The organism is Streptomyces indicus, from assembly GCF_900100315.1.
Taxonomy (GTDB): Bacteria; Actinomycetota; Actinomycetes; order Streptomycetales; family Streptomycetaceae; genus Streptomyces; species Streptomyces indicus.
The window spans coordinates 181,588-204,348 of sequence record NZ_FNFF01000005.1; the positions used below are offsets into that span (position 1 = coordinate 181,588).

At 71.8% G+C, this 22,761-nt stretch carries 18 protein-coding genes; 11 read left to right on the forward strand and 7 right to left on the reverse strand.

Translation table 11 applies throughout. The features are described 5' to 3' along the window. Positions 1-90 precede the first annotated feature (90 nt). Both BLT97_RS15365 and BLT97_RS15370 read left to right on the forward strand, forming a co-directional pair. Positions 91-459 (forward strand): GNAT family N-acetyltransferase, encoded by a 369-nt coding sequence (locus BLT97_RS15365; RefSeq protein ID WP_093610898.1) that lies wholly within the window; start codon positions 91-93, stop codon positions 457-459. Then, the gene (locus BLT97_RS15370) at positions 456-833 is read left to right on the forward strand and encodes a hypothetical protein (RefSeq protein ID WP_093610341.1); all 378 of its coding nucleotides are present in this window, start codon (positions 456-458) and stop codon (positions 831-833) included. The genes BLT97_RS15365 and BLT97_RS15370 overlap by 4 nt, the downstream gene beginning before the upstream one ends. On the opposite strand, the gene BLT97_RS15375 is transcribed toward BLT97_RS15370, so the two are convergent. Then, positions 830-1,498, reverse strand: a complete 669-nt coding sequence (locus tag BLT97_RS15375) for a GntR family transcriptional regulator (protein ID WP_245769344.1) — start codon at positions 1,496-1,498, stop codon at positions 830-832. The genes BLT97_RS15370 and BLT97_RS15375 overlap by 4 nt on opposite strands. 280 nt (positions 1,499-1,778) lie before the next feature. Between BLT97_RS15375 and BLT97_RS15380 the strand changes: the two genes are divergently transcribed. From BLT97_RS15380 to BLT97_RS15395, 4 genes are all read left to right on the forward strand, one after another. Next, positions 1,779-3,260, forward strand: coding sequence for an NCS1 family nucleobase:cation symporter-1 (locus tag BLT97_RS15380; protein ID WP_093610345.1), 1,482 nt, complete (start codon positions 1,779-1,781; stop codon positions 3,258-3,260). Between the two features lie 4 nt (positions 3,261-3,264). Then, a complete protein-coding gene (locus BLT97_RS15385; RefSeq protein WP_093610347.1) occupies positions 3,265-3,981 on the forward strand; it encodes an aspartate/glutamate racemase family protein in 717 nt (238 codons plus the stop codon). Between the two features lie 185 nt (positions 3,982-4,166). Then, complete coding sequence (paaK, locus tag BLT97_RS15390) at positions 4,167-5,450, forward strand: phenylacetate--CoA ligase PaaK (protein WP_093610349.1); 1,284 nt, start codon at positions 4,167-4,169, stop codon at positions 5,448-5,450. Between the two features lie 83 nt (positions 5,451-5,533). Then, positions 5,534-6,649, forward strand: coding sequence for a hypothetical protein (locus tag BLT97_RS15395; protein WP_093610351.1), 1,116 nt, complete (start codon positions 5,534-5,536; stop codon positions 6,647-6,649). Between the two features lie 20 nt (positions 6,650-6,669). Here BLT97_RS15395 and BLT97_RS15400 read toward each other — a convergent pair whose 3' ends face one another. Further along, complete coding sequence (locus BLT97_RS15400) at positions 6,670-7,371, reverse strand: TetR/AcrR family transcriptional regulator (RefSeq protein WP_093610353.1); 702 nt, start codon at positions 7,369-7,371, stop codon at positions 6,670-6,672. A 161-nt stretch (positions 7,372-7,532) separates the two neighbouring features. Here BLT97_RS15400 and BLT97_RS15405 point away from each other — a divergent pair, with 161 nt between their 5' ends. Both BLT97_RS15405 and BLT97_RS15410 read left to right on the forward strand, forming a co-directional pair. Continuing rightward, the gene (locus tag BLT97_RS15405; RefSeq protein ID WP_093610355.1) at positions 7,533-9,020 is read left to right on the forward strand and encodes an APC family permease; all 1,488 of its coding nucleotides are present in this window, start codon (positions 7,533-7,535) and stop codon (positions 9,018-9,020) included. 66 nt (positions 9,021-9,086) lie between these two features. Beyond that, positions 9,087-10,724 carry an amidohydrolase gene (locus tag BLT97_RS15410; protein WP_093610357.1) on the forward strand — a complete coding sequence of 546 codons (1,638 nt, stop codon included), beginning with the start codon at positions 9,087-9,089 and terminating at the stop codon, positions 10,722-10,724. Positions 10,725-11,223: 499 nt separating this feature from the next. Here BLT97_RS15410 and BLT97_RS15415 read toward each other — a convergent pair whose 3' ends face one another. Then, positions 11,224-12,210: an ArsR/SmtB family transcription factor gene (locus tag BLT97_RS15415; protein ID WP_093610359.1), complete on the reverse strand. Its 987-nt coding sequence runs from the start codon at positions 12,208-12,210 to the stop codon at positions 11,224-11,226. 179 nt (positions 12,211-12,389) lie between these two features. Between BLT97_RS15415 and BLT97_RS15420 the strand changes: the two genes are divergently transcribed. After that, positions 12,390-13,646 (forward strand): MFS transporter, encoded by a 1,257-nt coding sequence (locus BLT97_RS15420; protein WP_176953776.1) that lies wholly within the window; start codon positions 12,390-12,392, stop codon positions 13,644-13,646. On the opposite strand, the gene BLT97_RS15425 is transcribed toward BLT97_RS15420, so the two are convergent. After that, entirely contained in the window at positions 13,643-14,041 is a 399-nt protein-coding gene (locus BLT97_RS15425; protein ID WP_245769345.1) for an SAV_915 family protein, read from the reverse strand. The genes BLT97_RS15420 and BLT97_RS15425 overlap by 4 nt on opposite strands. 238 nt (positions 14,042-14,279) lie before the next feature. Between BLT97_RS15425 and BLT97_RS15430 the strand changes: the two genes are divergently transcribed. Then, complete coding sequence (locus tag BLT97_RS15430) at positions 14,280-16,703, forward strand: penicillin acylase family protein (protein ID WP_093610361.1); 2,424 nt, start codon at positions 14,280-14,282, stop codon at positions 16,701-16,703. A gap of 140 nt (positions 16,704-16,843) precedes the next feature. On the opposite strand, the gene BLT97_RS15435 is transcribed toward BLT97_RS15430, so the two are convergent. The 3 genes from BLT97_RS15435 to BLT97_RS15445 all read right to left on the reverse strand — a co-directional run bounded on the left by BLT97_RS15435 (position 16,844) and on the right by BLT97_RS15445 (position 20,705). Next, complete coding sequence (locus tag BLT97_RS15435) at positions 16,844-17,947, reverse strand: calcium:cation antiporter (RefSeq protein WP_093610363.1); 1,104 nt, start codon at positions 17,945-17,947, stop codon at positions 16,844-16,846. Positions 17,948-18,017: 70 nt separating this feature from the next. Continuing rightward, positions 18,018-19,568 (reverse strand): acyl-CoA synthetase, encoded by a 1,551-nt coding sequence (locus BLT97_RS15440; RefSeq protein ID WP_093610365.1) that lies wholly within the window; start codon positions 19,566-19,568, stop codon positions 18,018-18,020. Positions 19,569-19,601: 33 nt separating this feature from the next. Beyond that, positions 19,602-20,705 (reverse strand): NAD(P)H-dependent flavin oxidoreductase, encoded by a 1,104-nt coding sequence (locus BLT97_RS15445; protein ID WP_093610367.1) that lies wholly within the window; start codon positions 20,703-20,705, stop codon positions 19,602-19,604. A 243-nt stretch (positions 20,706-20,948) separates the two neighbouring features. Between BLT97_RS15445 and BLT97_RS15450 the strand changes: the two genes are divergently transcribed. Next, complete coding sequence (locus tag BLT97_RS15450; RefSeq protein WP_093610369.1) at positions 20,949-22,745, forward strand: serine hydrolase domain-containing protein; 1,797 nt, start codon at positions 20,949-20,951, stop codon at positions 22,743-22,745. Positions 22,746-22,761: the final 16 nt, after the last annotated feature.

The window sequence follows — 22,761 nt, forward strand, 5'->3', positions numbered from 1 at the left end:
GACCCCACCGGCTCCCCCTCGCCCGCCATCACGCTGCGGGACGCCGGACAGGCCGACCTGGAGCGCATCCTCGACCTGAGGGCGGTCGTCATGCGCCCCGACCTCGAACGCCTCGGCCGGTACGACCCCCACCGCGTCCGCGAGCGCCTGCGCGCGGCGTACTGTCCCGAGCACACCTCCGTGATCCTGTACGAGGGCGACTTCGCGGGCTGTGTGGCGCTCCGCCCCGGTGACGACGGCTGGTGGCTGGAGCACTTCTATCTCCGGCCCGAGGTGCAGGGACGCGGCGTCGGGAGCGCCGTCCTGCGCACCCTGCTCGCGCGCACGGACGCGGCCGGCGACACGGTGCGCCTGAACGTGCTCCAGGGCAGCCCGGCGCGGCGGCTCTACGAGCGGCACGGGTTCGTCCTGGAGTCGGCGGATCCGGTGGATGTGTTCATGGTGCGGCGACCGGGGTGAACGACCTGGGGGATGCGCAGCTGCGCCGGCAGACGCTGCTGTGGCTGTCCCTGCTCGCGGCCGACACCGACGCTCAACTCGCCTGGCTCGACGGGCGCGATGTGGACACGGCGGACGTCGTGGAGGAAGGCGGGCTGTACTGCCGAATCTCCGAGGAGCTCACCCGGCGCGGCTGCTTCCGGCCGGAGGACCTGCGCGGCCTTCAGGCGCTCGCCGCACGGCTGGCGCAGCTCGACGACCCCGCACGCACCGGCCCCTGGGCCGCAGCCCTGGCCACCCCCGCGTGGGACGAGGTCCGTCAGCTCGCCCGCAAAGCGCTCGTCACGACCCTGGGCGACTGGCACCAGCCTCTGCCCCGCCGCCCGGCCCGCTAGGCCTCGCCGCTCTCCGCATCGTCCCCGAACAACTGCCGCACCGTATGGCGGTAGTTCGTCCGCACATGCGCCAGGGCGCTCGCCCGTGCCCGCTCCGGGTCGCCCGAGGCCAGTGCCTCGTACATGCCGCGGTGCTCCGCGAGGAGGGTGGACCACTCCTCGTTGCGCCGGGTCATCCAGCGCAGCCGGCCGTCCACCGGCTCCATCACCGACATGAGCAGGCCATTGCCCGCCATGCTCAGGATCCGGTCGTGGAACAGGGTGTTGATGTCCGTGATCGTCTCGCCGTCCTGAGTCTCCGTCGCGATCGCCGCCCGTTCCAGGAGCTCCGCCAGTTCCGCGAGGCCTTCCGGGGTGGCCCGCTCGGCGGCGAGCCCCGCGGCGTACACCTCCAACGCCTCGCGCAGCTCGAAGAGTTCCTGCACGTCGGTGGCGTCCAGGCGGCGCACCAGCGCGCGGCGCGGGGTGACGAAGTACACGAACCCCTCGGCGACCAGGGCCCGCACCGCCTCGCGCACCGGCACCCTCGACACCCCGAAGCGCTCGGCGAGTTCACGCTCGACCAGCCGGTCGCCGGGGCGCAGCCGGCCGGCCACTATGTCCTGCCGCAGCTCGGCGAGCACCTTCTCGCGGACGGCTCCCAGCGAGCGTTCAGCAGTGGTCATGCCGCACATTTAACCGCCCGCGACCTGCGATGCGGGGGCCGGGGGCGAGATTTTCCGGGCCGGGGAGCGGAGTTCGGCCGGACCCGGACGGTCCCTGGCGGACAGCCTCCCCTTCACCCCGCCGCCCCGGTTCCTTTTACCCAGTCGTAACCGCCGGGACATTGCCGAGTGCCGGTGGCAGCGGGACGATACCCGCGTCGTCGTTGGTATACCAAACGCGCCGATCCTGCGCGCCTGCCAACGCGGTGCACCCTCCCGTCCCCCTTTCGATGGAGGCTCCATGTCCGTCATCGACGGCACGCGCCCTCCGGGTGCCCCCACCACCCCGGACCCCCGACTCACCAACGAGGACCTCGCGCCCGCGAAGGAGCGCCGCTGGAAGGTCTTCGACCTGTTCGCGCTCTGGATGTCCGATGTGCACAACCTCGGCAACTACACCTTCGCCGCGGGCCTGTTGGTCATCGGCATGAGCGTCTGGCAGGTCTTCACCTCCCTGCTCGTCGGCTTCATCCTGATCTACATCGGCATGAACGCCATGGGGAAGATGGGCCAGCGGCACGGCGTCCCGTTCCCCGTCATCAGCCGGATCAGCTTCGGTGTCTGGGGCGCCAACATCCCGGCCCTGATCCGCGCGGTGATCGCCATCGCCTGGTACGGCATCCAGACCTACCTGGCCTCCGTGGCCGTGAACGTCATGCTGCTCGCGGCCTGGCCGGGCCTGGAGTCCTGGACTCGGCACTCCTTCCTGGGACTCGACGCCCTCGGGTGGGTCTCGTTCCTGTCCCTGTGGGTGCTGCAAGCGCTGATCATGACGCAGGGCATGGAGTCGGTCCGCAAGTTCCAGGACTTCTGCGGACCCGCGATCTGGGTCGTGATGATCGCGCTCGCCGTGTGGATCCTGGCGGAGGCCGACTGGACGATCTCGCTCACCGACAGCTTCGCCCCGGTCTCCACGGGAGAGCAGGTCCGGCTGTGGTTCGGCGCGATCGGCCTGATCCTCGCCACGTACGGCACGCTGATGCTCAACTTCTGCGACTTCTCCCGCTTCGCCCCCGACTACCGCACGGTCAAGCGCGGCAACTTCTGGGGTCTGCCCATCAACTCCACGGCGTTCGTGGTGCTTTCGGTGGTCGTCACGGCCGGCAGCATGGAGGTGTACGGCGAGGCCATCACCGACCCGGCGCTGCTCGTCGCGAAGGTGGACAACACCTTCGTGCTCTTCCTCGGCGCCCTGACCTTCGCCATCGCCACCATGGGCGTGAACATCGTCGCGAACTTCGTCTCCCCCGCGTACGACCTGGCGAACGTCTGGCCGCAGAAGATCACGTTCAAGGTCGGCGGCTTCATCTCCACGGTCGCGGCCCTGCTCGTCACGCCGTGGAACCTGTACTCGAACCCGACCGTCGTGAACTACTTCCTCGGCGGCCTGGGCGCCTTCCTCGGCCCGCTGTTCGGCGTGATCATGGTCGACTACTTCTGGGTCAAGCGCTCCAGGGTCGACGTGGACCAGCTGTTCAACGCCGGTCCGGATTCGCCGTACCACTACCGCAAGGGCGTCAACCCCAAGGCGCTGTGGGCCTTCGTCCCGACCGCGGCCGTCACCGGGGTGCTCGCCCTCGCGCCGGTCTTCGACCCGGTGGCCCCGTACTCCTGGTTCATCGGCGTGGCGATCTCCGCGGTGCTGTACGCCGCGCTGTGCCGCTCCGAGCGCGCCGCGGCCCCGGCCGTCCCCGCCCCGCGGGCGGCCGAGTCGGAGGCCTGAGCGGATGCACCTGCTGGTGACCAACTGCAACACGACCGCGTCGATGACCGAGGAGATCGTGGCGGGCGCACGGGCCGCCGCGAGTCCCGGGACCACCGTCACCGGCCTCACCCCGGCGTGGGGTCCGGAGTCGGCGGAGGGCTGGCTGGACAGCTACCTCTCGGCGGCGGCGGTGCTCGACACGCTGCGGCGGTACGAGGGCCAGTGCGACGCCGTGGTCATGGCGGGGTTCGGCGAGCACGGGCGGGAAGGCGCGCGCGAACTCCTCGGGGTGCCCGTCGTGGACATCACCGAGGCGGCCGCCCATCTGGCCTGCCTGCTCGGCCGGCGATACGCGGTGATCACCACCCTTGACCGGGCCCGTGGCCAGATCGAGGACAGCCTCCACACGGCCGGGGTGTTCACCAACTGCTCGGCGGTGCTCGGCACCGGGCTCGGTGTCCTCGAACTCGGCGACGACGAACGCACCTTGGACGCCTTCGTCGCCGCGGCCGAGCGGGCGAAGGAGTCGGGCGCCGAGGTCCTCGTGCTCGGCTGCGCCGGGATGACCGGACTCCAGCGGGCCGTGGGCGACAAGCTCGGCCTGCCCGTGGTCGACGGTGTGGCGGCCGCGGTGAAGCTCGCCGAGTCGCTGGTCTCACTCGGGCTCACCACCAGCAAGGCGGGCGGCTACGCCGCTCCGCTGCCGAAGCGGCGCCTGTGGGGGCCGCCCGGCGCGTAGCCCCGCCTCCCCGGAGATGACCACCCGTCCCTGTCATCTCCCCGTCCGGTGTGGTGCTCCCCGTTCCCCGGGGGAGCACCACACCGGCAACTGGTCGCCGCACACCCCTTGTCCCGTCACCCCGCCTCCTGAATTACTGACCCCGGAAGCTCAACCGAATGATCGGTCGGACGGGAGTGCGCGGAATGACGGACATGTTCGACGCAGGCGAACGGCTCGACGCGGAGCAGCTGGCGGCGCTCCAACTGGAGCGGCTGCGCGCCACGTTGGAGCATGCGTACACGCGGGTGCCGCACTACCGCGCCGCCTTCGACAAGGCCGGGGTCCGTCCCGAGGACTGCCGTACGCTCGCCGACCTGGCCCGCTTCCCCTTCACGGCCAAGGCGGACCTGCGCGACAACTACCCCTTCGGGATGTTCGCCGTGGAGCGTGCGGAGATCCGCCGGATCCACGCCTCCAGCGGCACGACGGGCCGTCCGACGGTCGTCGGTTACACCGAGCGCGACCTCGACGTCTGGGCGGATGTGGTCGCCCGCTCGATCCGGGCCGCGGGCGGGCGGCCCGGCCAGATCGTCCATGTGGCGTACGGATACGGCCTGTTCACCGGCGGACTCGGCGCGCATTACGGTGCCGAGCGGCTCGGCTGCACCGTCGTGCCGGCCTCGGGCGGGATGACCGCGCGCCAGGTCCAGCTGATCCAGGACTTCCGCCCCGAGGTCATCATGGTGACGCCCTCGTACATGCTGACGCTGCTCGACGAGTTCGAGCGCCAGGGCATCGACCCGCGCTCCACCTCCCTGAAGACCGGCATCTTCGGCGCCGAGCCGTGGACCGAGCAGATGCGCGCGGAGATCGAGGAGCGCTTCGCGATCGACGCGGTCGACATCTACGGGCTGTCCGAGGTGATGGGTCCCGGCGTGGCGCAGGAGTGCGTGGAGACCAAGGACGGGCTGCACATCTGGGAGGACCACTTCTATCCGGAGGTGGTGGACCCGCTCACCGGCGAGGTACTGCCGGACGGGGAGCAGGGTGAGCTGGTGTTCACCTCGCTCACCAAGGAGGCGATGCCCGTGATCCGTTACCGGACAAGGGACTTGACCCGTCTGCTGCCTGGTACGGCGCGGGTGTTCCGGCGGATGGAGAAGATCACCGGCCGCAGCGACGACATGGTGATTCTGCGCGGCGTGAACCTCTTCCCGACGCAGATCGAGGAAATCGTCCTGCGCACGCCGGGCGTGGCCCCGCACTTCCAGCTGCGCCTCACCCGCGAGGGCCGCCTCGACGCCCTGACCGTACGGGCCGAGGCCCGCGCCGACGCCACCGGAGACGAGCGCACCGCGGCGGCGCACGCGATCGCGCAGGCCGTGAAGGACGGTGTGGGGGTCTCCGTGCGCGTGGAGATCGTGGACCCGGAGACCCTGGAGCGCTCGGTGGGCAAGATCCGGCGGATCGTGGACGAACGGGACTGAGCGGCCCTGGCCTGCCACCGATGCGGCCGGTGTCCCGCGCGGGGCACCCGCCGCGTCCGCCCGACGCTATACGCTGCGGACCCGTGACCGGTATCGATCTTGCGAACGGGATAGTCGGAGCAGTCCTCGGCATCCTCTTCGCGACTCTGTTCCAACAGCCGCTCCAGGACGCCTGGTTCAAGCTCCGCCGCCGTGCCGCGGCCAGGCTGCGGCGGCTGCCGGTCGGCGAGGACGGCGTGCCGCTGTCCACGTGGTCGACGTTCGCCATCGGCCCGCTGCACACCTCCGCCCTCATCGTCGAGGGCGACGGCGAACAGGCCATCACCCCGGACGCGGTCCGCGTCCAGGTCCTCGAAGGAGAGGTGGACCTGCCGCCGGACATGGTGCCGTGGCGCGAGGAGATCGAGCGCACGGAGCAGCAGGCGGAGGTCTCCGGCACGCGCGTCCGCATCTGGAACGGTCCCCGGTACGCCGTGGAAGGCCTGGAGATCTCCCGTACGAGCCTGGAGGAGCACCCGGACATCAGCCTCCGGCTGCGTCCCACCGACTACTTCACCTTCCTCGCGGCCCAGCAGCTCGACCGCAGGCTGCCCGACGGCACCACCCCGCGCGACCGCTACCTCGACCCCGACCGCCCGCTGACGGCCCCGGCCTTCCTCCAGTGCAGCTTCGGCATCAACGTGGCCGTGGTCACCTCCGACCACCTGCTCGTCGTCAGCCGGCGAGCCGACACCGTGCGCATGGCACCCGGTCTGTGGGGCGCCTCGGTGAACGAGGGCCTCTCGCGCCACATAGACTCCGCGGGCCGCACGGCGCCCGACCTGTACGAGGTGGCGCGACGGGGCATGCGCGAGGAGCTGTCGGTGCAGCCGCACGAGTACACGCTCACGCTGCTCGCCTTCGTGCTCGACGTGGAACGGCGCCAGTGGAGCGCGCACTTCACCGCACACCTCACCGGTCTGAACGGCGAGGGCCTGCGTGCCCGCATCTCGCGCGGTGTGGCCGACCGGTGGGAGCACCAGAGCATCGAGTACGTGCCGTTCCGCCCGTCCGCGGTCATCCGCGAGCTGCTGCGGCCCGACCGGGTGCGCCACTGGGCGCCGGTCGCCCCCGCCCTGTTCCACCTCGCCCTGGTCCACACCCACGGCCGAGGGGCCGTGGAGCGCGCCGAGGCGAGTGCGGTCCGTCGGCTGCGCTGACGCGGGCGGATTACCCAGCGTCAGCCGGCCGCACCGGCCGCCCGCACCTCGAGCGCCGCCAGGAACAACCCCAGCGCCGTCTCGAAAGAGCTCTCCCCCATCAGCGGCAACTGGCCGCGCACCTGCGCCAGTCGGGGATGCGTGGCGGACGGCAGCGCCTGGTACGCATCCGCCCACGCCCGCGTGTCGGCGCCCCTGCGCTCGGGCGCGAGCGCGAGATGGGCGGCGTCCAGGGCCGCGTGGCCGAGCACCGTGTCGATGAAGGCCGCGTAGTTCCGTACGGCGTCCGCCTCGTCGAAACCGCCCTCCAGCATCAGGCCGATCCCGGTGTCCACGGCCCGGAACTCGTGCGGCCGACGGGTCACGCGGTACGCGGCCAGGGCGGCGATCCTCGGATGCCTGCTGTAGCCCGCGTACACCCGGCGGGCCATCGCACGCAGCCCGTCCAGCCAGTCCCCTTCCGGTACGAAGCCCTCCATGGACTCGCCGATGATCCGGTCCGCGACGGCGAGCAGCAGGTCGTCCGTGTCGTGGAAGTAGCGGTAGAGCGCGCTCGGATCGCAGCCGAGCGCGGCACCGAGCCGGCGCACGCTGAGCGCCTCGGCCCCGTGCTCCCCGGCGAGCCGCAGCGCACAGTCGACGATCAGCTCTTCGGTGAGCACCGTGCCCGCCTTGGTCGGCCGCCGCCTGCGCCGCTCCACCGGCACCCGTCCCGCAGTCATCCCGGCCCCTCCCCGGCGCCGATGAGCGCCCGCGTCCTCCCTGACGCCCTTATGTCAACACCATTGACGCAATGTTGGCAAGGCTGTTGGCTCATCGCCTCCGCTCGGCTCGTGCATCACTCCCTGTCCCGCACCCCTGCCTCGGCCTGAGGAGCTCAACGATGAACAGCTCTCCGCCCCTTGCCGCACCCCCGCGGCTGCGCCGCTCACTCGGCGTCATCGACGGCGTCGCCCTCGCGGCGTCCAGCACCGCCGCCACCACCAGCGTGGGCATCGGGATGGGCGCGCTCGCCGCGACCGTCGGACTGCACGCGCCAGCGATCCTCCTGGTCGCCTTCCTGCCGATCCTCGGCATCGCCACCGCGTACGCCCGGCTCAACCGCTCCGAGCCCAACATGGGCAGCGGCTATGTGTGGGTGGGCAAGTCGCTCGGCCCCTGGCTCGGCTTCCTGACGGGCTGGTTCACGCTCGTCGGCACGGTGATCTTCATGGCGTACACGAGTGCGGTGACCGGCTCGGTGGTGCTTCAGTTCGCGAACAAGGCCGGTCTGCACGACCTGTTCGGTCTGCGGCTCGATCCCAACTCCACGGCGCTGAGCACGGTGCTCGGTCTGTTCGTCCTGGTGGCCGTGACCGTCACGGCCGTCACCGGCGTCCGGCACGCCACCCGCTTCCAGACCTGGCTGCTCGTCTTCGAGTACGCCGTGCTCCTGGTGTTCTGCGGCTGGGCGATCGTCACCGGTGACCACGGCTTCGCCTGGTCGTGGTTCGATCCGTTCGCGATCGGCGACGGCACGGCCTTCGCGCAGGGGCTGGTGCTCGCGGTGTTCTTCTTCTGGGGCTGGGACGCGGCGTTCAGCGTCACGGAGGAGACCAAGGACACCCGGGATGTGGGACGGGGCGGTTTCATCGCCCTGTTCACGATGCTGGCTCTCTTCCTGTACGGGTCGGTGGCCTTCCAGCGCGAGATGTCGCTGCCCGAACTGATCGAGCAGGGGCCGCAGGGGCTGACGTATCTGGGCGAGAAGCTGGCCGCCGAGCCGTGGGCGACCCTGCCGCTCCTCGCGCTGATGTGCTCGGCCGTGGCCTCCCTCCAGTCCAGTGTCATCCCGACCGCGCGCGGTCTGCACGCGATGGGCCGCGACCGCACGATGGGCCCGCTGTGGACGCGGATCAGTCCGCGCTACGGGTCGCCGGCCGCCGGTACCGTCGCCGTCATGGCGGTCGCCGCGCTCATGGCCCTGCTCGCCCTGGCCATCCCGAAGCTCAACGAGATGATCCTCGCCGCGGTCAACTCCATCGGTCTGATCGTGGCCCTCTACTACGGCCTCACCGCGCTCGCCTGCGCCGTCCGCTTCCGCGCCGACCTGCGCGCAGCGCCGGCCCGCGCCGTCCGCTCCGTGCTCGCCCCCGGCCTGTCCGGGCTCGCGCTGCTCGGCATCGGCGGCTACCTCGCCCACTCCTACGCCACGATGAGCGACCACTTCGAACTGAGCCCGGACAACGGCTGGTTCATGCTCGCCGTGCCGGCCGGTGTCGTGCTCTCCGGCCTGGTGATGGCCGCGTGGGCGAAGTACCGCCGGCGCTCTGCGTACTTCGACCGCGGCGGCTTCTCGCTCGCCGCCCCCGAACCCCCGTCAGCCCTCTGATCGCACGGCCGGCACACCGCGCCGCGCCTCCACCACCGCACCGTTCGACTACGCAAGGAGTTCCGCATGCACGCCGATCTGGTCTTCACCGGCGGCCCCGCCCACACCCTCTCCCCCGCCCGTACGCGGGCCACGTCCGTGGCGGTACGGGGCGAGCGGATCGTCGCCGTCGGGCACGACGAGGTGCGCGAGCTGATCGGCCCGGGCACCGAAGTCGTGGATCTCCGGGGCAAGTTGCTGATCCCGGGCTTCCAGGACGCGCATGTGCACCCGGTCGGCGGCGGGATCGAGCTCGGGCAGTGCGATCTGAGCGGCGCCACCACGCCGGAGGAGTACCGCCGCCGGATCCGCGCCTACGCCGAAGCGCACCCGGAGGCCGAGTGGATCACGGGCGGGGGCTGGGCGATGGAGGCCTTCCCCGGCGGTCTGCCCACGGCCGCCGAACTGGACGCGCTCGTGCCGGACCGCCCGGTGTATCTGACCAACCGCGACCACCACGGCGCCTGGGTCAACTCCGTCGCCCTGCGCCGCGCGGGCCTCGACGCCCGTACGCCCGACCCCGCCGACGGCCGGATCGAGCGCGACGCCGACGGTGCGCCCATGGGCATGCTCCAGGAAGGCGCGGCCAACCTCGTGGGCCGGCTGCTGCCGGAACTCACCGCGGAGGAGACGATCGCGGGTCTGCTGCGCGCGCAGGAGCTGCTGCACTCGCTCGGCGTCACCGCCTGGCAGGACGCGCTCCTCGGCGAGCTCGGCAACCTCAAGGACCCGACGCCCGCGTATCTCACCACGGCCGCCGACGGCCGCCTGACCGCGCGGGTGGTCGGCGCGCTGTGGTGGGACCGGGCGCGCGGCATCGAGCAGATCGACGAACTGCTCGCGCGGCGCGCGGCGGGGACGGTGGGCCGGCTGCGCTGCACGAGCGTGAAGATCATGCAGGACGGCATCGCCGAGAACCACACGGCCGCCCTGCTCACGCCTTACCTGGACGGCTGCGGCTGCACCTCGGACAACAGCGGGATCAGCTTCGTACCGCCCGAGGAGCTGCGGAAGTACGTGACGGCCCTGGACGCGCAGGGGTTCCAGGTGCACTTCCACGCGCTCGGCGACCGCGCGGTCCGTGAGGCGCTCGACGCGGTGGCGGCGGCGCGCGAGGCCAACGGCTTCTCGGATACGCGGCCGCATCTCGCCCACCTCCAGGTGGTGCACCCCCAGGACGTGCCGCGCTTCCGCGCCCTGGGCGCGAGCGCCAACGTGCAGGCACTGTGGGCCGCGCACGAGCCGCAGATGGACGAGCTGACGATCCCGTTCCTCGGCGCGGAGCGCTCGGCACACCAGTATCCGTTCGGCGACCTGCTGCGCTCCGGTGCCGTGCTCGCGGCCGGCAGCGACTGGCCGGTCAGCAGCCCCGACCCGGTCCAGGCCCTGCACGTCGCGGTCAACCGGCGGCTGCCCGAAGCACCCGAGGGGACCCCGGTGTTCCTGCCGGAGCAGCGCATAGACCTGGGCGCGGCGCTGGCGGCGTACACGGCGGGCACCGCGTATGCGAACCATCTCGACCACGAGACGGGGACGATCGCGCCCGGGTATCTGGCGGATCTGGTGGTCCTGGACCGCGATCCCTTCGACGGCCCCGCGGAGGAGATCTGCTCGACGGGGGTGGAGCAGACGTTCGTGGGGGGCGCGCGGGTCTTCGCCCGCTAGGGCGGCGCGAGCGGCAGGCCCGAGCGGCACCGCCGGTGGCGCGAGCACGCGCGGCGGCCCGTCCCTCCGGAGGTACCGGACGGACGGGCCGCAGGCTTCGTGACACGTCCCCGAGCAGGACGCCTCGCGCATCGGCCGCTCCTCGACTCCGGCCGCACTCACCAGGTGAGGGCAGCGGCATGGCCGGAGCCCACGCCTATCTCCTGCTGGTACATCCGCTCCTCCACGGGCCACGGGGCGGAGCCTTCTCCGCTGTATAGGCAGCACCATGTCCCGCCCACGAGGAGAACCCCGTCGCGCGCGGTGCGCCGCCCGGCGGGGTCCGATCGGATGACGGGGCCTCAGCGGATTCGGCCAATGTGCTGACATGCCGTCAGCGTGCGGGGCGCCGCCTTGACGATCCGTCAGCGAAGCCGGGTGGGGTGCTCCGGGTGAGGCCTGTTGACGTGGCGTCAGGGTCGGCGGGCCGACCGTCAGAAACCGCTGCGGTCACGGGCGTTCATGCCCCGGACTGCTCCCCCGCCGCGGCGTTGACCAGCACTTCTCCCGCCGCCGACCGGAAGTACAGGACCGAGCGGCCCGCCCTGCGGCGCACCGCGAGTCCCGCGTCGAGCAGCACCTTGAGATGGCGCCCGACCGACCCGAGCCCCTGCCCGGTGAGCGCCACCAGCTGGGAGGTGCTCTTCGGTGTGTCGAGCAGCACGAGCACGCGGGCGCGGGCAGGCCCGAGCAGCGCGCCGAGCGCTTCGGGGACCTGGGTGCGGCCCGCCTCGGCGAGCGCACCGGAGCAGGTGTACACGAGCGCGTGCCGGCGGCCGCCGTCGCCCCAGGCGGACCAGCCCGCCTTCACCGTCACCGGCACGAACAGGAGCTGGGTGGCGTCGAGTTGGCGCGGCGGGTATGGGTGGGCGTTGATGCGCAGCCGGCCGTCGCCGAGCCAGCGCATCCCGGGGCGCAGCCCGTCGAGCGCGGCGGACCAGCCGCCGCGGCCGAGTTGTGCGGTGCGGGCGGCGATGTCGGCCTCCAGGATCCTGCGCCGCCGCTCCCAGTACGGCCGCACGGCGTGCCGCCAGACCCACTCCAGGAGGTCGGCGGTGCGCTCGGCCAGGTCGTCGCGCTCCAGGGCGGGCGGCAGCGGACCGCCGTACGAGACCGTCAGATCCGAGCGCGCGGTGGCGGGTTCCGTGGCCCGGATCACCGCCAGCTCCTGCTCGAACGTCGGCAGCGCCTCGGGGTCCGGGATGGGCGTGAGGTAGTCGGCGTTCCACGCGGGCCCGATGGCCGCCTTGGCGGTCTGCGCGGTGAGCGGGTCGGCGGCGAGCCGCGCCCGGTAGGCGGGCAGGTGGGCGTCCAGCCAGGAGCGCTCGCCGGGGTGATGCGGCGTGCCGCGTTCGAGGGCCATGAAGCTCGCGATGGTCTCGGCGAGCGGGGAGACCACGAAGCGGCTGCCGGCGAGGGTGTCGGTGCTGATGAGCCAGAGCCCCATGCCCTCCGCCTCCCTCCGGCCGCCCGCTCCTGCCCGCCGATGCGCGGCTCCTCCGCGGCCCGCCCGTACACCTCGGCCCGCGGCCCGACCCGACCCGACCCGACCCGACCCGACCACCGAGGTTTCGCACCAGCGCGAAACATTAACGCCCGCAGGCCACCGCCCGCACACACTCCCCCATGCGCTCCTACCGCGATCTCTTCTCCACTCCTGAATTCACCCCACTCTTCCTGGCCTCGGCGGGGCACGTCGCCGGGCAGACCATGAGCGGCCTGGCCCTCGGCACGCTCGTGCACGCGGCCACGGGCTCGCCGCTGCTGACCGCGCTCGCGATGTTCGGCCCGTCGCTGGCCCAGGTGCTCGGCGCGACCCTGCTGCTCTCCGCCGCCGACCGGCTGCCGCCGCGGGCCGCGCTGACGGGCATCGCCCTCCTGTTCGCCACCGGGACCGCCGTGCAGGCCCTGCCGGGCATGCCGTTGTGGGGCACGTTCGCAGTGCTGCTCTGTCTCGGCATGGCCGGAGCGCTGGGCGGCGGGGTGCGGTACGGCCTGGTCAACGAGGTGCTGCCGAAGGACGGTTATGTGCTCGGCCGCTCGCTGCTCAATATGTGCGCGGGTGCGATGCAGGTCGCCGGCTTCGCCCTCGGCGGGCTCCTCGTCGTGGCGCTCTCCGCGCGCGGCGCCCTGCTCACGGGCGCGGGCCTCTACCTCGTGTCGGCGTGCGCGACCCGCTTCGGTCTCTCGCGCCGTGCCGCCCGGGCACAGGGCCGTCCGTCGGTGGCACAGACCTGGCGCACCAACGGGCTGCTGTGGTCGGACCGTTCGCGCCGCCGGGTCCTGCTCGCGCTGTGGGTGCCCAACGGTCTCGTCGTCGGCGCGGAGTCCCTCTTCGTCTCGTACGCGCCCCGCCAGGCCGGTCTGCTGTTCGCCTGCGCCGCGGGCGGGATGTTCCTCGGCGACGTCCTCGTGGGCCGCTTCGTCCCCGCGTCGTGGCGTCCGCGCCTGGGCGTCCCCCTGCTCCTGCTGCTCGCCTCGCCGTACCTGCTCTTCGCCCTGCGCCCGGCGACGCCGCTGACACTCACCCTCGCCGCCCTAGCTTCGGTGGGCTTCGCCGCAAGCCTGGTGCAGCAGGAACGCCTCATGGCGCTGACCCCGCCGTCGCTGAGCGGCCATGCGCTCGGCCTGCACACCTCGGGGATGCTCACGATGCAGGGCGTGGCGGCCTCACTCGCGGGAACACTGGCCCAACTCACCTCCCCCGCAACGGCGATCACGGTGATGGCAGCACTGTCCCTCACGGTCACGCTCACGCTTGCGCCGGGGCTGCGTGCGGGGTCGGCGGGCCCCGGGGCGTCCCCTGCCACCGAAGAACCCCGTACGACCGAAGAACCTCGCACGACTGAGGAGACCGAAGGGGCAGCGCCTCGCGCGGTCTAGTGGTACGCCTGCCGCTTCGACTCGGGCCAGCGGGCGGCTGCACGCCCGGGGATGGTCGTACGCGTCACGCGGACCGGTTCCGTCGCCGACTCCGAAGCGCTCCGCCCGGCACGCGGAGCCGAGAACAGCGGGTCGACCGTCAGCCGCGTGACGCCCAGCGGCGCGGCCAGGGCGCGCAGGGCCGGTTCGGACAGGCGGATCCGCGGGTGGTGCGCGCCCAGGAGCGAGCTGAGCCGGTCCTCCGAGGTGAACGCCACGGCGGTGCGGAAGCCGAGCGCAGTACGGAAGAAGCGGGGGCTGCAGCCCGCGGGACCCGGCCGGACCGGGACGAAGAGGGGTCCGGCCGGGACCCGTTCACCGGGTTCGGCGTCCTCGGACAGGGCGACTGACGGCATCACGTACTCCTCAGGGCGTGAGCGGGTCACTGACGTACGGCCGGGCCGCCGCACTTCCCGACCCCGACGATAGGCCCGCGGAGCGGGGACGTGCGCCGGCGTCTCAGCATGCTGACAACTGTTTGACGCAAGCCGCCGCCGTGGACGCACGCACGCCGGGACCTGCACGGACGGCGACATGTGACCGACCGGTTGGTACGCTCAACCGCCCCTGCCCGCAAACCAGTTGGGAGGATCCATGCGCCACCGCGTGAGACGGTTCGTGCTCCTCGGGACCGCGCTGCTCACCGCCGCCGCCACCGCGTCGCCCGCACCCGCCGCCGACCAGGACCGCAGCGAGCGGCACCCCTCGCACGGCGGCCTGTCGGCCACCATCCGGTACACCGAGTACGGCATCCCGCACATCCTCGCCAAGAGCTACGCCGATCTGGGCTTCGGCACCGGGTGGGCGCAGGCCGAGGACAACGTCTGCATCCTGGCCGAGGGCTTCGTCACGCTGAACGGTGAGCGCGCGAAGTACTTCGGCGCGGGCGGCAAGGCCCCCGACGGCTCGCTCTCCTCGGCCACCTCCAACACCTCCAGCGACCTGTTCTTCCGCGGGATCAAGCAGGCGGGCACGGTCGAGAAGCTCGCCGAGCTGCCGCCGCCGCGCGGCAACAGGCCCGAGCAGAAGAAGCTGGTGCGCGGATTCGCCGCGGGCTACAACGCGTGGCTGAAGCAGAACCGCATCACGGACCCGGCCTGCAAGGGCGCCGACTGGGTCAAGCCGGTGACCGAACTGGACATGTCCCGGCTGGCGTTCGCGCTGTCGGTGCTCGGCGGTCAGGGACGCGCGGCGGACGCGATCGTGAGCGCGCAGCCGCCGGCGACGGGCGCGAAGGGGCCGCAGGACACCTCGGCGCAGGACAAGGCGAAGGCGGCGCGCGAGCTGTTCGCCACCGACGACGGCGCGATGGGCTCCAACGCCGTGGCGTTCCACGGCAGTACGACGGCGAACGGGCGCGGACTGCTGCTCGGCAACCCGCACTACCCCTGGCAGGGCGGCCGCCGCTTCTGGCAGGTGCAGCAGACCATCCCCGGTGAGCTCAACGTCTCCGGCGGCTCGCTGATCGGCGCGGTCACGCCGTCCATCGGGTTCACGCCGTATGCGGCCTGGAGCCACACGGTGGCGACCGGCGTGCCGATGAACCTGCACCAGCTGACCCTGGACCCGGCCGACCCGACCACGTATCTCGTCGACGGCAAGCCGCGCAGGATGACCAAGCGCACCGTCACCGTCGAGGTGAAGGGCGGCGCTCCCGTCACGCGCGACCAGTGGTGGACCGAGTACGGGCCGGTCGTGACCTCGCTCGGCGCGGAACTGCCGCTGCCGTGGACGGCCACGACGGCGTACGCCCTCAACGACCCCAACGCCTCGAATCTGCGCGCTTCCGACACCGCACTCGGCTTCGCGAAGGCCCGCAGCGTCAAGGGCATCCAGGAGGTGCTGCGCACCACGCAGGGCCTGCCGTGGGTGAACACGATCGCCGCGGACGCCAAGGGCCACTCGCTCTACACGCAGTCGCAGGTCCTGCCCCGTATCACCGACGAGATCGCGGCGCGCTGCTCGACGCTCCTCGGCAAGGTGACGTATCCGACGGCGGGTCTCGCGGTGCTCGACGGATCGCGCTCGGACTGCGGTCTGGGCCGTGACCAGGACGCGTTGCAGCCCGGCATCCTGGGCCCCTCGCGGATGCCCACGCTCGTGGACGCCCCGTACGCGGAGAACTCCAACGACAGCGCGTGGCTCGCCAACGCGGACCGGCCGCTGCGTGGTTACGAGCGCGTCTTCGGCAACATCGACACGCCCCGCTCGATGCGCACCCGCGGCGCGATCGAGGACGTGGCGGCGATGGCCGCGCGCGGCAAGCTGACGGTCGCGGACCTCCAGCGCCAGCAGTTCGCCAACCGGGCGCCCGCAGGCACCCTGGGCGCCGCCGAGGCGGCGAAGGCCTGTGCGCAACTGCCCGGCGGCAAGGCAACGGGCAGCGACGGCAGGGCGGTTGACATCAGTGGCGCCTGCAAGGTGATCGAGCGCTGGGACCGCACGATGGACTCCGGCAGCCGGGGCGCGCTGCTCTACGACCGGTTCTGGCGCGGCATGCGCGCCCAGCTCGGCCCGCAGGGCGTGTGGACGGTGCCGTTCGACCCGGCCGATCCGGTCCGCACCCCGCACACCCTCAACACCGCCTCACCCGCCTTCGCCCGCGCCCTCGCGGACGCCGTCACGCAGCTCACGGCGGCCGGCATCCCGCTGGACGGGCGGCTCGGAGACCACCAGTACGTCGTACGGGACGGCAAGCGCATCCCGATCCACGGCGGCACCGAGTCGCTCGGCGTCTGGAACAAGATCGAGCCGGTGTGGGACCCGAAGGCCGGCTACACCGAGGTGAGCACGGGTTCCAGCCACATCCAGGCGGTCGGCTGGGACGGCTCCGGCTGCCCGGTCGCGCGCACGCTGCTCACGTACGCGCAGTCGCAGAACCCCAACTCGCCGCACTCCAGTGACCAGACGCGGCTGTACGCGCAGGAGAAGTGGGTGACGGCGCGCTTCTGCGAGAAGGACATCCGCCGGTCGCCGGAGCTGAGGGTGGTGAAGGTGAAGGAGCGGGGCCGGTCCTGAAGGCCGAAGAGGTGGCCTACTGACGGCCGCGGTGCCGCCTCGCGTCACGGGCTGACCGCCTCACGGGCTGACCGCGTCACGGGCGGATCGCGTCACGGGCGGATCGCGTCACGGACTGATCGCGTCACGGACTGATCGCGTCACGGACTGATCGCCAGGAACACGAACGAGGCGAACACCACCAGATGCACCCCGCCCTGGAGGAGAGTCGCCCTGCCCGGCACCACGGTCAGGGCGCTCACCACCATCGTCAGGGCGAGCAGCACCATGTGGGTGGCGCCCAGGCCCAGGTGCAGCGGGCCGTCCATCCAGATCGAGGCCACGGCGATCGCGGGAATCGTCAGACCGATGCTCGCGATCGCCGAGCCGTGCGCCAGGTTGAGGCTGATCTGCACGCGGTCGTTGCGGGCCGAGCGGAAGGCCGCGAGGGTCTCGGGCAGCAGCACCAGCAGCGCGATGACCACACCGACCACCGAGTGGGGCAGGCCCGCCGCCTCCACACCGGATTCGATGGTGGGCGACACCCCCTTGGAGTTGCCGACCACGGCGATCAGCGAGGCCAGCAGCAGCGCGAGGCTGATGAGGGTCTCGCGGGTGGTCGGCGGGTGCGCGTGGTCGTCCTCGTCGAGCACCTCGCCATCCCGGGTCACCGGCAGGAAGTACTCGCGGTGCCGGATCGTCTGCATCGCCACGAACAGCAGATACAGGCCGATCGAGACGACGGCCGCGAAGGCGAGCTGCGCGGTGGTGAACTCGGGGCCGCTCACCCCGTGCGTGAACGTCGGCAGCACGAGGCTGAGCGTGGCGAGCGTCGCCACCGTGGACAGCGCGGCGACCGTGCCGTCCGTGTTGAAGGCGGCCACCCCGTTGCGCCAGGCGCCGACCAGGAGCACCAGGCCCACGATGCCGTTGCAGGTGATCATCACGGCGGCAAAGACGGTGTCGCGGGCGAGCGAGCTGGCCTTCGGGCCGCCGTCGGCCATCAGAGTGACGATCAGCGCCACCTCGATGAGGGTGACGGCGACGGCGAGGACCAGGGATCCGAAGGGCTCGCCGACTTTGTGGGCCACCACCTCGGCATGGTGCACGGCGGCGAGAACGGCGCCGGCCAGGCACAGGGCGACCAGGGCCACCATCGGGCCCGGCAGGCTCCGGCCCCAGGTGAAGCCGAGGACCACCAGCGCCACCAGGGGCACGACAACGGTCCCCACGGACGTGAAGGCACTCGGTTTCGCGGCAGCCATACGTCAACGCTGACAGCCGCCGCCCGCTCGCGCACGGCGACCGGACGGCGGCTGTCCGCGGCGGGCGGGGTCACATGGGCCGCTCGTGCCCCTCCCAGTACGGCTCGCGCAGGCGCCGCTTGTACAGCTTGCCGTTCGGGTCGCGCGGCATCGTCTCGATGAAGTCCACGCTCTTGGGCCGCTTGTACCCGGCCAGCTGCCGCTCGCAGTGCGCGAGGATCTCGGCGGCGAGAGCGTCGCCGGCGGTGTAGCCCTCGGCCGGCTCGATGACCGCCTTGACCTCCTCGCCCCAGTCGGCGTGCGGGATGCCGAAGGCCGCGGCGTCGGCGACGGCCGGGTGGGTGAGCAGTGCGGACTCGATCTCGGCCGGGTAGATGTTCACGCCGCCGGAGATGATCATGTCGATCTTGCGGTCGCGCAGGAAGAGATAGCCGTCCTCGTCGAGCATCCCGAGGTCGCCGACGGTGAAGAAGTCGCCGATGCGGTTCTTCTTCGTCTTCTCCTCGTCCTTGTGGTACGAGAAGCCGCCGGTCTTCATCTGCATGTAGACCGTGCCGAGTTCCCCGGGCGGCAGCCGGTTGCCGTCGTCGTCGAAGATGGCCAGCTCGCTGATCGGCCAGGCCTTGCCGACGGTGCCGGGCTTCTTCAGCCAGTCCTCCGCGGTCGCGAAGGCGCCGCCGCCCTCACTGGCCGCGTAGTACTCCTCGACGCAGGTCCCCCACCATTCGATCATCGCGCGCTTCACGTGGTCCGGGCAGGGCGCGGCGCCGTGGATCGCGTGCCGCATGGAGGAGACGTCGTAGCGGGACTTGACCGCCTCGGGCAGTGCCAGGAGACGGTGGAACTGGGTCGGCACCATGTGGGTGTGCGTGCACTTGTAGGTGTCGATCAGTCGCAGCATCTCCTCGGGGGTCCACTTGTCCATCAGGACGATGGGGTGGCCGATGTGCAGCGATGCTCCCGCGAACTGCAGCACCGCCGTGTGGTACAGCGGCGAGCAGACGAGGTGGACGTTGTCCTCGAAGGCCTTGATCCCGAAGAAGGCGAGGAAGCCGCCGAGATACGCCTCCTCGGGCACCTTGCCGGACAGCGGGCGCCGGATGCCGCGCGGGCGTCCCGTGGTGCCGGAGGTGTAGTTCATGACCCAGCCCTGGGTGCGGTCCGCGGGCGCCGACTCGGGCTGTCCTTCGAGGAGTTCGGCGTACGGCCGGAAGCCCTCCACGGAGCCAACCGCGTACCGCTTCTCGGGCGGCAGCTTGGCCTCGTCGGCGGCGTGCACCGCGGCCTCGGCGAAGCGCTCGTGCGCGATGAGGACCTTGGCGCCGGAGTCGGAGACGATCCAGGCGATCTCCGGGCCGACCAGGTGGTGGTTGACCGGGACGAGGTAGAAGCCGGCCTGCGAGGCGGCGAGATACGCGGTGAAGAATTCCACGCCGTTGGGCAGGACGACGGCGAAAGCGTCGCCGCGTTCCAGGCCGGCGGCGCGCAGTCCGTGCACGAGCTGGTTGACCGCGGCGTGCAGCCGGCCCGCGCTCCACTCCTCGCCGTCGGGTGCGATCAGGATCCTGCGGTCCGGGTCGGCCGTCGCCTGCGCCCAGAAACCGTTGGGTGCTTGGGACATGGGTAGGGGCTCCTTCGGGTGCTGGTCAGGGGCTCAGGCCCGGCCCGCGATGCGGTTGAGGCGGTCGAGGGCGCGCTCGAAGCCGCGGGTGAGGTCGTCGAAGATCTCCTGGACGGGGCGTTCGGCGTTCATCCGGCCGACGATCTGCCCGACGGGTGTGCCGAGCAGCGGCTCCACCTCGTACTTCTGGATCCGCGTCAGCGCCTCGGCGACGAGCAGACCCTGCAGCGGCATCGGCAGGGTGCCGGGGCCGTGCGGGTCGTCCCAGGCGTCGGTCCACTCGGTGCGCAGCTGGCGCGCGGGCTTGCCGGTCAGGGCGCGCGAGCGCACCGTGTCCCCGGAACCGGCGGCCAGGAGCTTCTCCGTGACGGCCCGCGAGTGCATGTCGGCCTCGGCTGCGGTCAGCCAGATGGATCCGGTCCACACGCCCTGGGCGCCCAACGCGAGGGCGGCGGCGACCTGTTCACCGCTGCCGATGCCGCCGGCCGAGAGCACGGGCAGCGGGGCGACCGCCTCGACCGCCTCCGGCGTGAGCACCATGGAGGCGATCTCGCCGGTGTGCCCGCCGGCCTCGTAGCCCTGCGCGACCACGATGTCGATGCCGGCTTCCTTGTGCTTGAGCGCGTGCCGGGCGCTGCCCGCGAGGGCGGCCACGAGGACGCCCTTCTCGTGCGCGCGCTCGATCACGTCGGCCGGCGGTGAACCCAGCGCATTGGCAAGGAGTTTGATCGGGTAGTCGAAGGCCACGTCGAGCTGGGTGCGGGCGACCTGCTCCATCCAGCCGGTGATGCGCCAGCCGGAGGCCTCGCCCTCGGCCAGTTCGGGCACACCGTACTTGGCGAGGGTCTCGCGCACGAACTGCCGGTGCCCTTCGGGGATCATGGCCTCGACGTCGGCCTCCGTCACCCCCTCGACCTTCTTCGCGGGCATCACCACGTCCAGGCCGTAGGGCTTGCCGTCGGTGTGGGCCTCCATCCAGTCGAGGTCACGCTTCAGGTCGTCGGGTGCCGTGTAGCGGACCGCGCCGAGCACGCCGAAACCGCCGGCCCGGGTGATCGCTGCGGCCACGGCGGGGAACGGCGTGAAGCCGAAGACGGCGTGCTCGACTCCGAGTTTCTTGCTCAGCTCCGTCTGCATGCGGGCAGGATGCCGCAGCCGCGCGGGCGAGGGAAGAGATTTTCTGACTGGGTGTCAGATTCTTTGCCCGGCACGGCACTCGGTGCGCATGGATTCCCGTGGTCTTGACAGGGGCACGCCCGCGAAAGAAGGTTTCACTCGACGCGAGGATCGCGAAAGTATCTTTCAGCCCGGAAGCTTCGGTACTTCGGTACTTCGGCACATCGCTACATCGGTCACATCGATACGCGGAGGAGTCACGGCATGACGGAGGCGCACGCGGACCACGGCCAGGCTCCCAGACGGGCGGCCCTGTCCCGGCGGCAGTTCGGGGCGGGCATGATGGCGCTCGGCGGCGCCGTCGCCCTCGTGCCGTTCCCGGCGGGCCCGGCGGCGGCCGTGGAGACCGGCCACGGACGCACGCTGCGGCGCGGCTCCCCCGAACAGGCCGGGCTGCTCGCGGGCGAGCTGCGCCAACTCGTCGCCGACGCGGAGAAGTTCCTCGCCCCCTCCCCCAAGCACCCGTGGTACGCGGGCGCCGTGCTGCTCGCGGGACGCGGCTCCACCGTCGCCCTGCACGAGCCGATCGGCATGGCGGTGCGCTACTCCGCGTACGACGAGAAGACCGACACCGGCGTGGAGTTCCCCGCGGACCAGCAGATCCCGGCCGCCGAGGACACCGTCTACGACCTCGCGTCCGTCTCGAAGCTCTTCACCTCCATCCTCGCCGTGCAGCAGATCGAGCGCGGCACGCTGGAACTGGAAGCCCCGGTCGCCTCGTACCTCCCCGACTTCGCGGGCGGCGGCAAGCAGGACGTCACCGTCCGCCAGCTCCTCACGCACACCTCGGGCTTCCGCTCCTGGATCCCGCTCTTCAAGGAGCCCACGTACGAGGGAAAGCTCCGACTCCTCTGGAACGAGAAGCTCCTCAACCCGCCGGGCACCAAGTACCTCTACTCGGACCTCAACCTCATCTCGCTCCAGCTGGTCCTGGAGAAGATCACCGGACGCGCCCTCGACGTGCTCCTGCGCGAGGAGATCACCGCGCCGCTGGGCATGCGCCGCACCCGCTTCAACCCGCCCGCGAGCTGGAAGCCGAAGATCGCGGCCACCGAGGACGCCCGGCTGCCGTGGTCCGGCCTGGACCGCGGGCTCGTGTGGGGCGAGGTGCACGACGAGAACGCCTTCGGGTTCGGCGGGGTCGCGGGCCACGCGGGCGTGTTCTCCTGCGCCTGGGACCTGGCGGTCCTGGGCCGGTGTCTGCTCAACGGCGGCTCGTACGGACGCGCACGGATCCTCAGCCGGGACTCGGTGGAGCTGATGTTCACCGACTTCAACACGGACTTCCCCGGCGACGAGCACGGCCTCGGCTTCGAGCTCTACCAGCACTGGTACATGGGCGCGATGGCCACCCCGCGCACCGCGGGCCACACCGGCTTCACCGGCACCTCGCTGGTCCTCGACCCGACCACCGACTCCTTCCTCGTGGTGCTCGGCAACTCCGTGCATCCCGTGCGCAGTTGGCGCTCCGGTTCGGCGCCCCGCGTGGCCACCGCGAACCGTCTGGCACGTGCGGTGCCGGTGCGTCCGGCGAGCGGGCGCGAGGCCTGGTTCTCCGGGATGGCGGGCTCGACCTCGGCGACGCTCACGCTGCCGGACCTCGACCTGCCGGCCGGCGCCCGGCTGCACTGCTCCCTGTGGTGGGACACCGAGCCCGGTTCGGACCGCCTGTACCTGGAGGCGTCCACGGACGGGGGCACCACATGGTCGCCGCTCGCCTTCACCACCGGCGGCGGCCCGGTCGCGGGCCCGCACCCCGACGGATCGGTGACGGGCTGGTCGGGCCGCGTCTGGCACACGGTCTCGGCCGACCTCTCGGCAGTCGCCGGCTCGGCGGCCCGGCTGCGCTGGCGATACGCCACTGACCAGTTGTACGTGGGGCGCGGTGCGTATGTGGACGAGGTGGAGGTCCGGGCGGGCGGGCGCCGGCTGTTCGACTCGAACCGGCCGGCGGACGCACGGCGTATCGAGGCCACGGGGTGGTCGGTGTCGCGCGACTGAGCACGCGCAAGCCGAG

Bases quoted from the DNA above. Each gene is read 5' to 3' on its own strand.
- BLT97_RS15365 (WP_093610898.1), top strand. From the start codon at position 91: ATGCGCCCCGACCTCGAACGCCTCGGCCGGTACGACCCCCACCGCGTC.
- BLT97_RS15375 (WP_245769344.1), bottom strand. From the start codon at position 1,498: ATGACCACTGCTGAACGCTCGCTGGGAGCCGTCCGCGAGAAGGTGCTC.
- BLT97_RS15380 (WP_093610345.1), top strand. From the start codon at position 1,779: ATGTCCGTCATCGACGGCACGCGCCCTCCGGGTGCCCCCACCACCCCG.
- BLT97_RS15385 (WP_093610347.1), top strand. From the start codon at position 3,265: ATGCACCTGCTGGTGACCAACTGCAACACGACCGCGTCGATGACCGAG.
- paaK (WP_093610349.1), top strand. From the start codon at position 4,167: ATGACGGACATGTTCGACGCAGGCGAACGGCTCGACGCGGAGCAGCTG.
- BLT97_RS15400 (WP_093610353.1), bottom strand. From the start codon at position 7,371: ATGACTGCGGGACGGGTGCCGGTGGAGCGGCGCAGGCGGCGGCCGACC.
- BLT97_RS15405 (WP_093610355.1), top strand. From the start codon at position 7,533: ATGAACAGCTCTCCGCCCCTTGCCGCACCCCCGCGGCTGCGCCGCTCA.
- BLT97_RS15410 (WP_093610357.1), top strand. From the start codon at position 9,087: ATGCACGCCGATCTGGTCTTCACCGGCGGCCCCGCCCACACCCTCTCC.
- BLT97_RS15415 (WP_093610359.1), bottom strand. From the start codon at position 12,210: ATGGGGCTCTGGCTCATCAGCACCGACACCCTCGCCGGCAGCCGCTTC.
- BLT97_RS15420 (WP_176953776.1), top strand. From the start codon at position 12,390: ATGCGCTCCTACCGCGATCTCTTCTCCACTCCTGAATTCACCCCACTC.
- BLT97_RS15425 (WP_245769345.1), bottom strand. From the start codon at position 14,041: ATGCCGTCAGTCGCCCTGTCCGAGGACGCCGAACCCGGTGAACGGGTC.
- BLT97_RS15430 (WP_093610361.1), top strand. From the start codon at position 14,280: ATGCGCCACCGCGTGAGACGGTTCGTGCTCCTCGGGACCGCGCTGCTC.
- BLT97_RS15435 (WP_093610363.1), bottom strand. From the start codon at position 17,947: ATGGCTGCCGCGAAACCGAGTGCCTTCACGTCCGTGGGGACCGTTGTC.
- BLT97_RS15440 (WP_093610365.1), bottom strand. From the start codon at position 19,568: ATGTCCCAAGCACCCAACGGTTTCTGGGCGCAGGCGACGGCCGACCCG.
- BLT97_RS15445 (WP_093610367.1), bottom strand. From the start codon at position 20,705: ATGCAGACGGAGCTGAGCAAGAAACTCGGAGTCGAGCACGCCGTCTTC.
- BLT97_RS15450 (WP_093610369.1), top strand. From the start codon at position 20,949: ATGACGGAGGCGCACGCGGACCACGGCCAGGCTCCCAGACGGGCGGCC.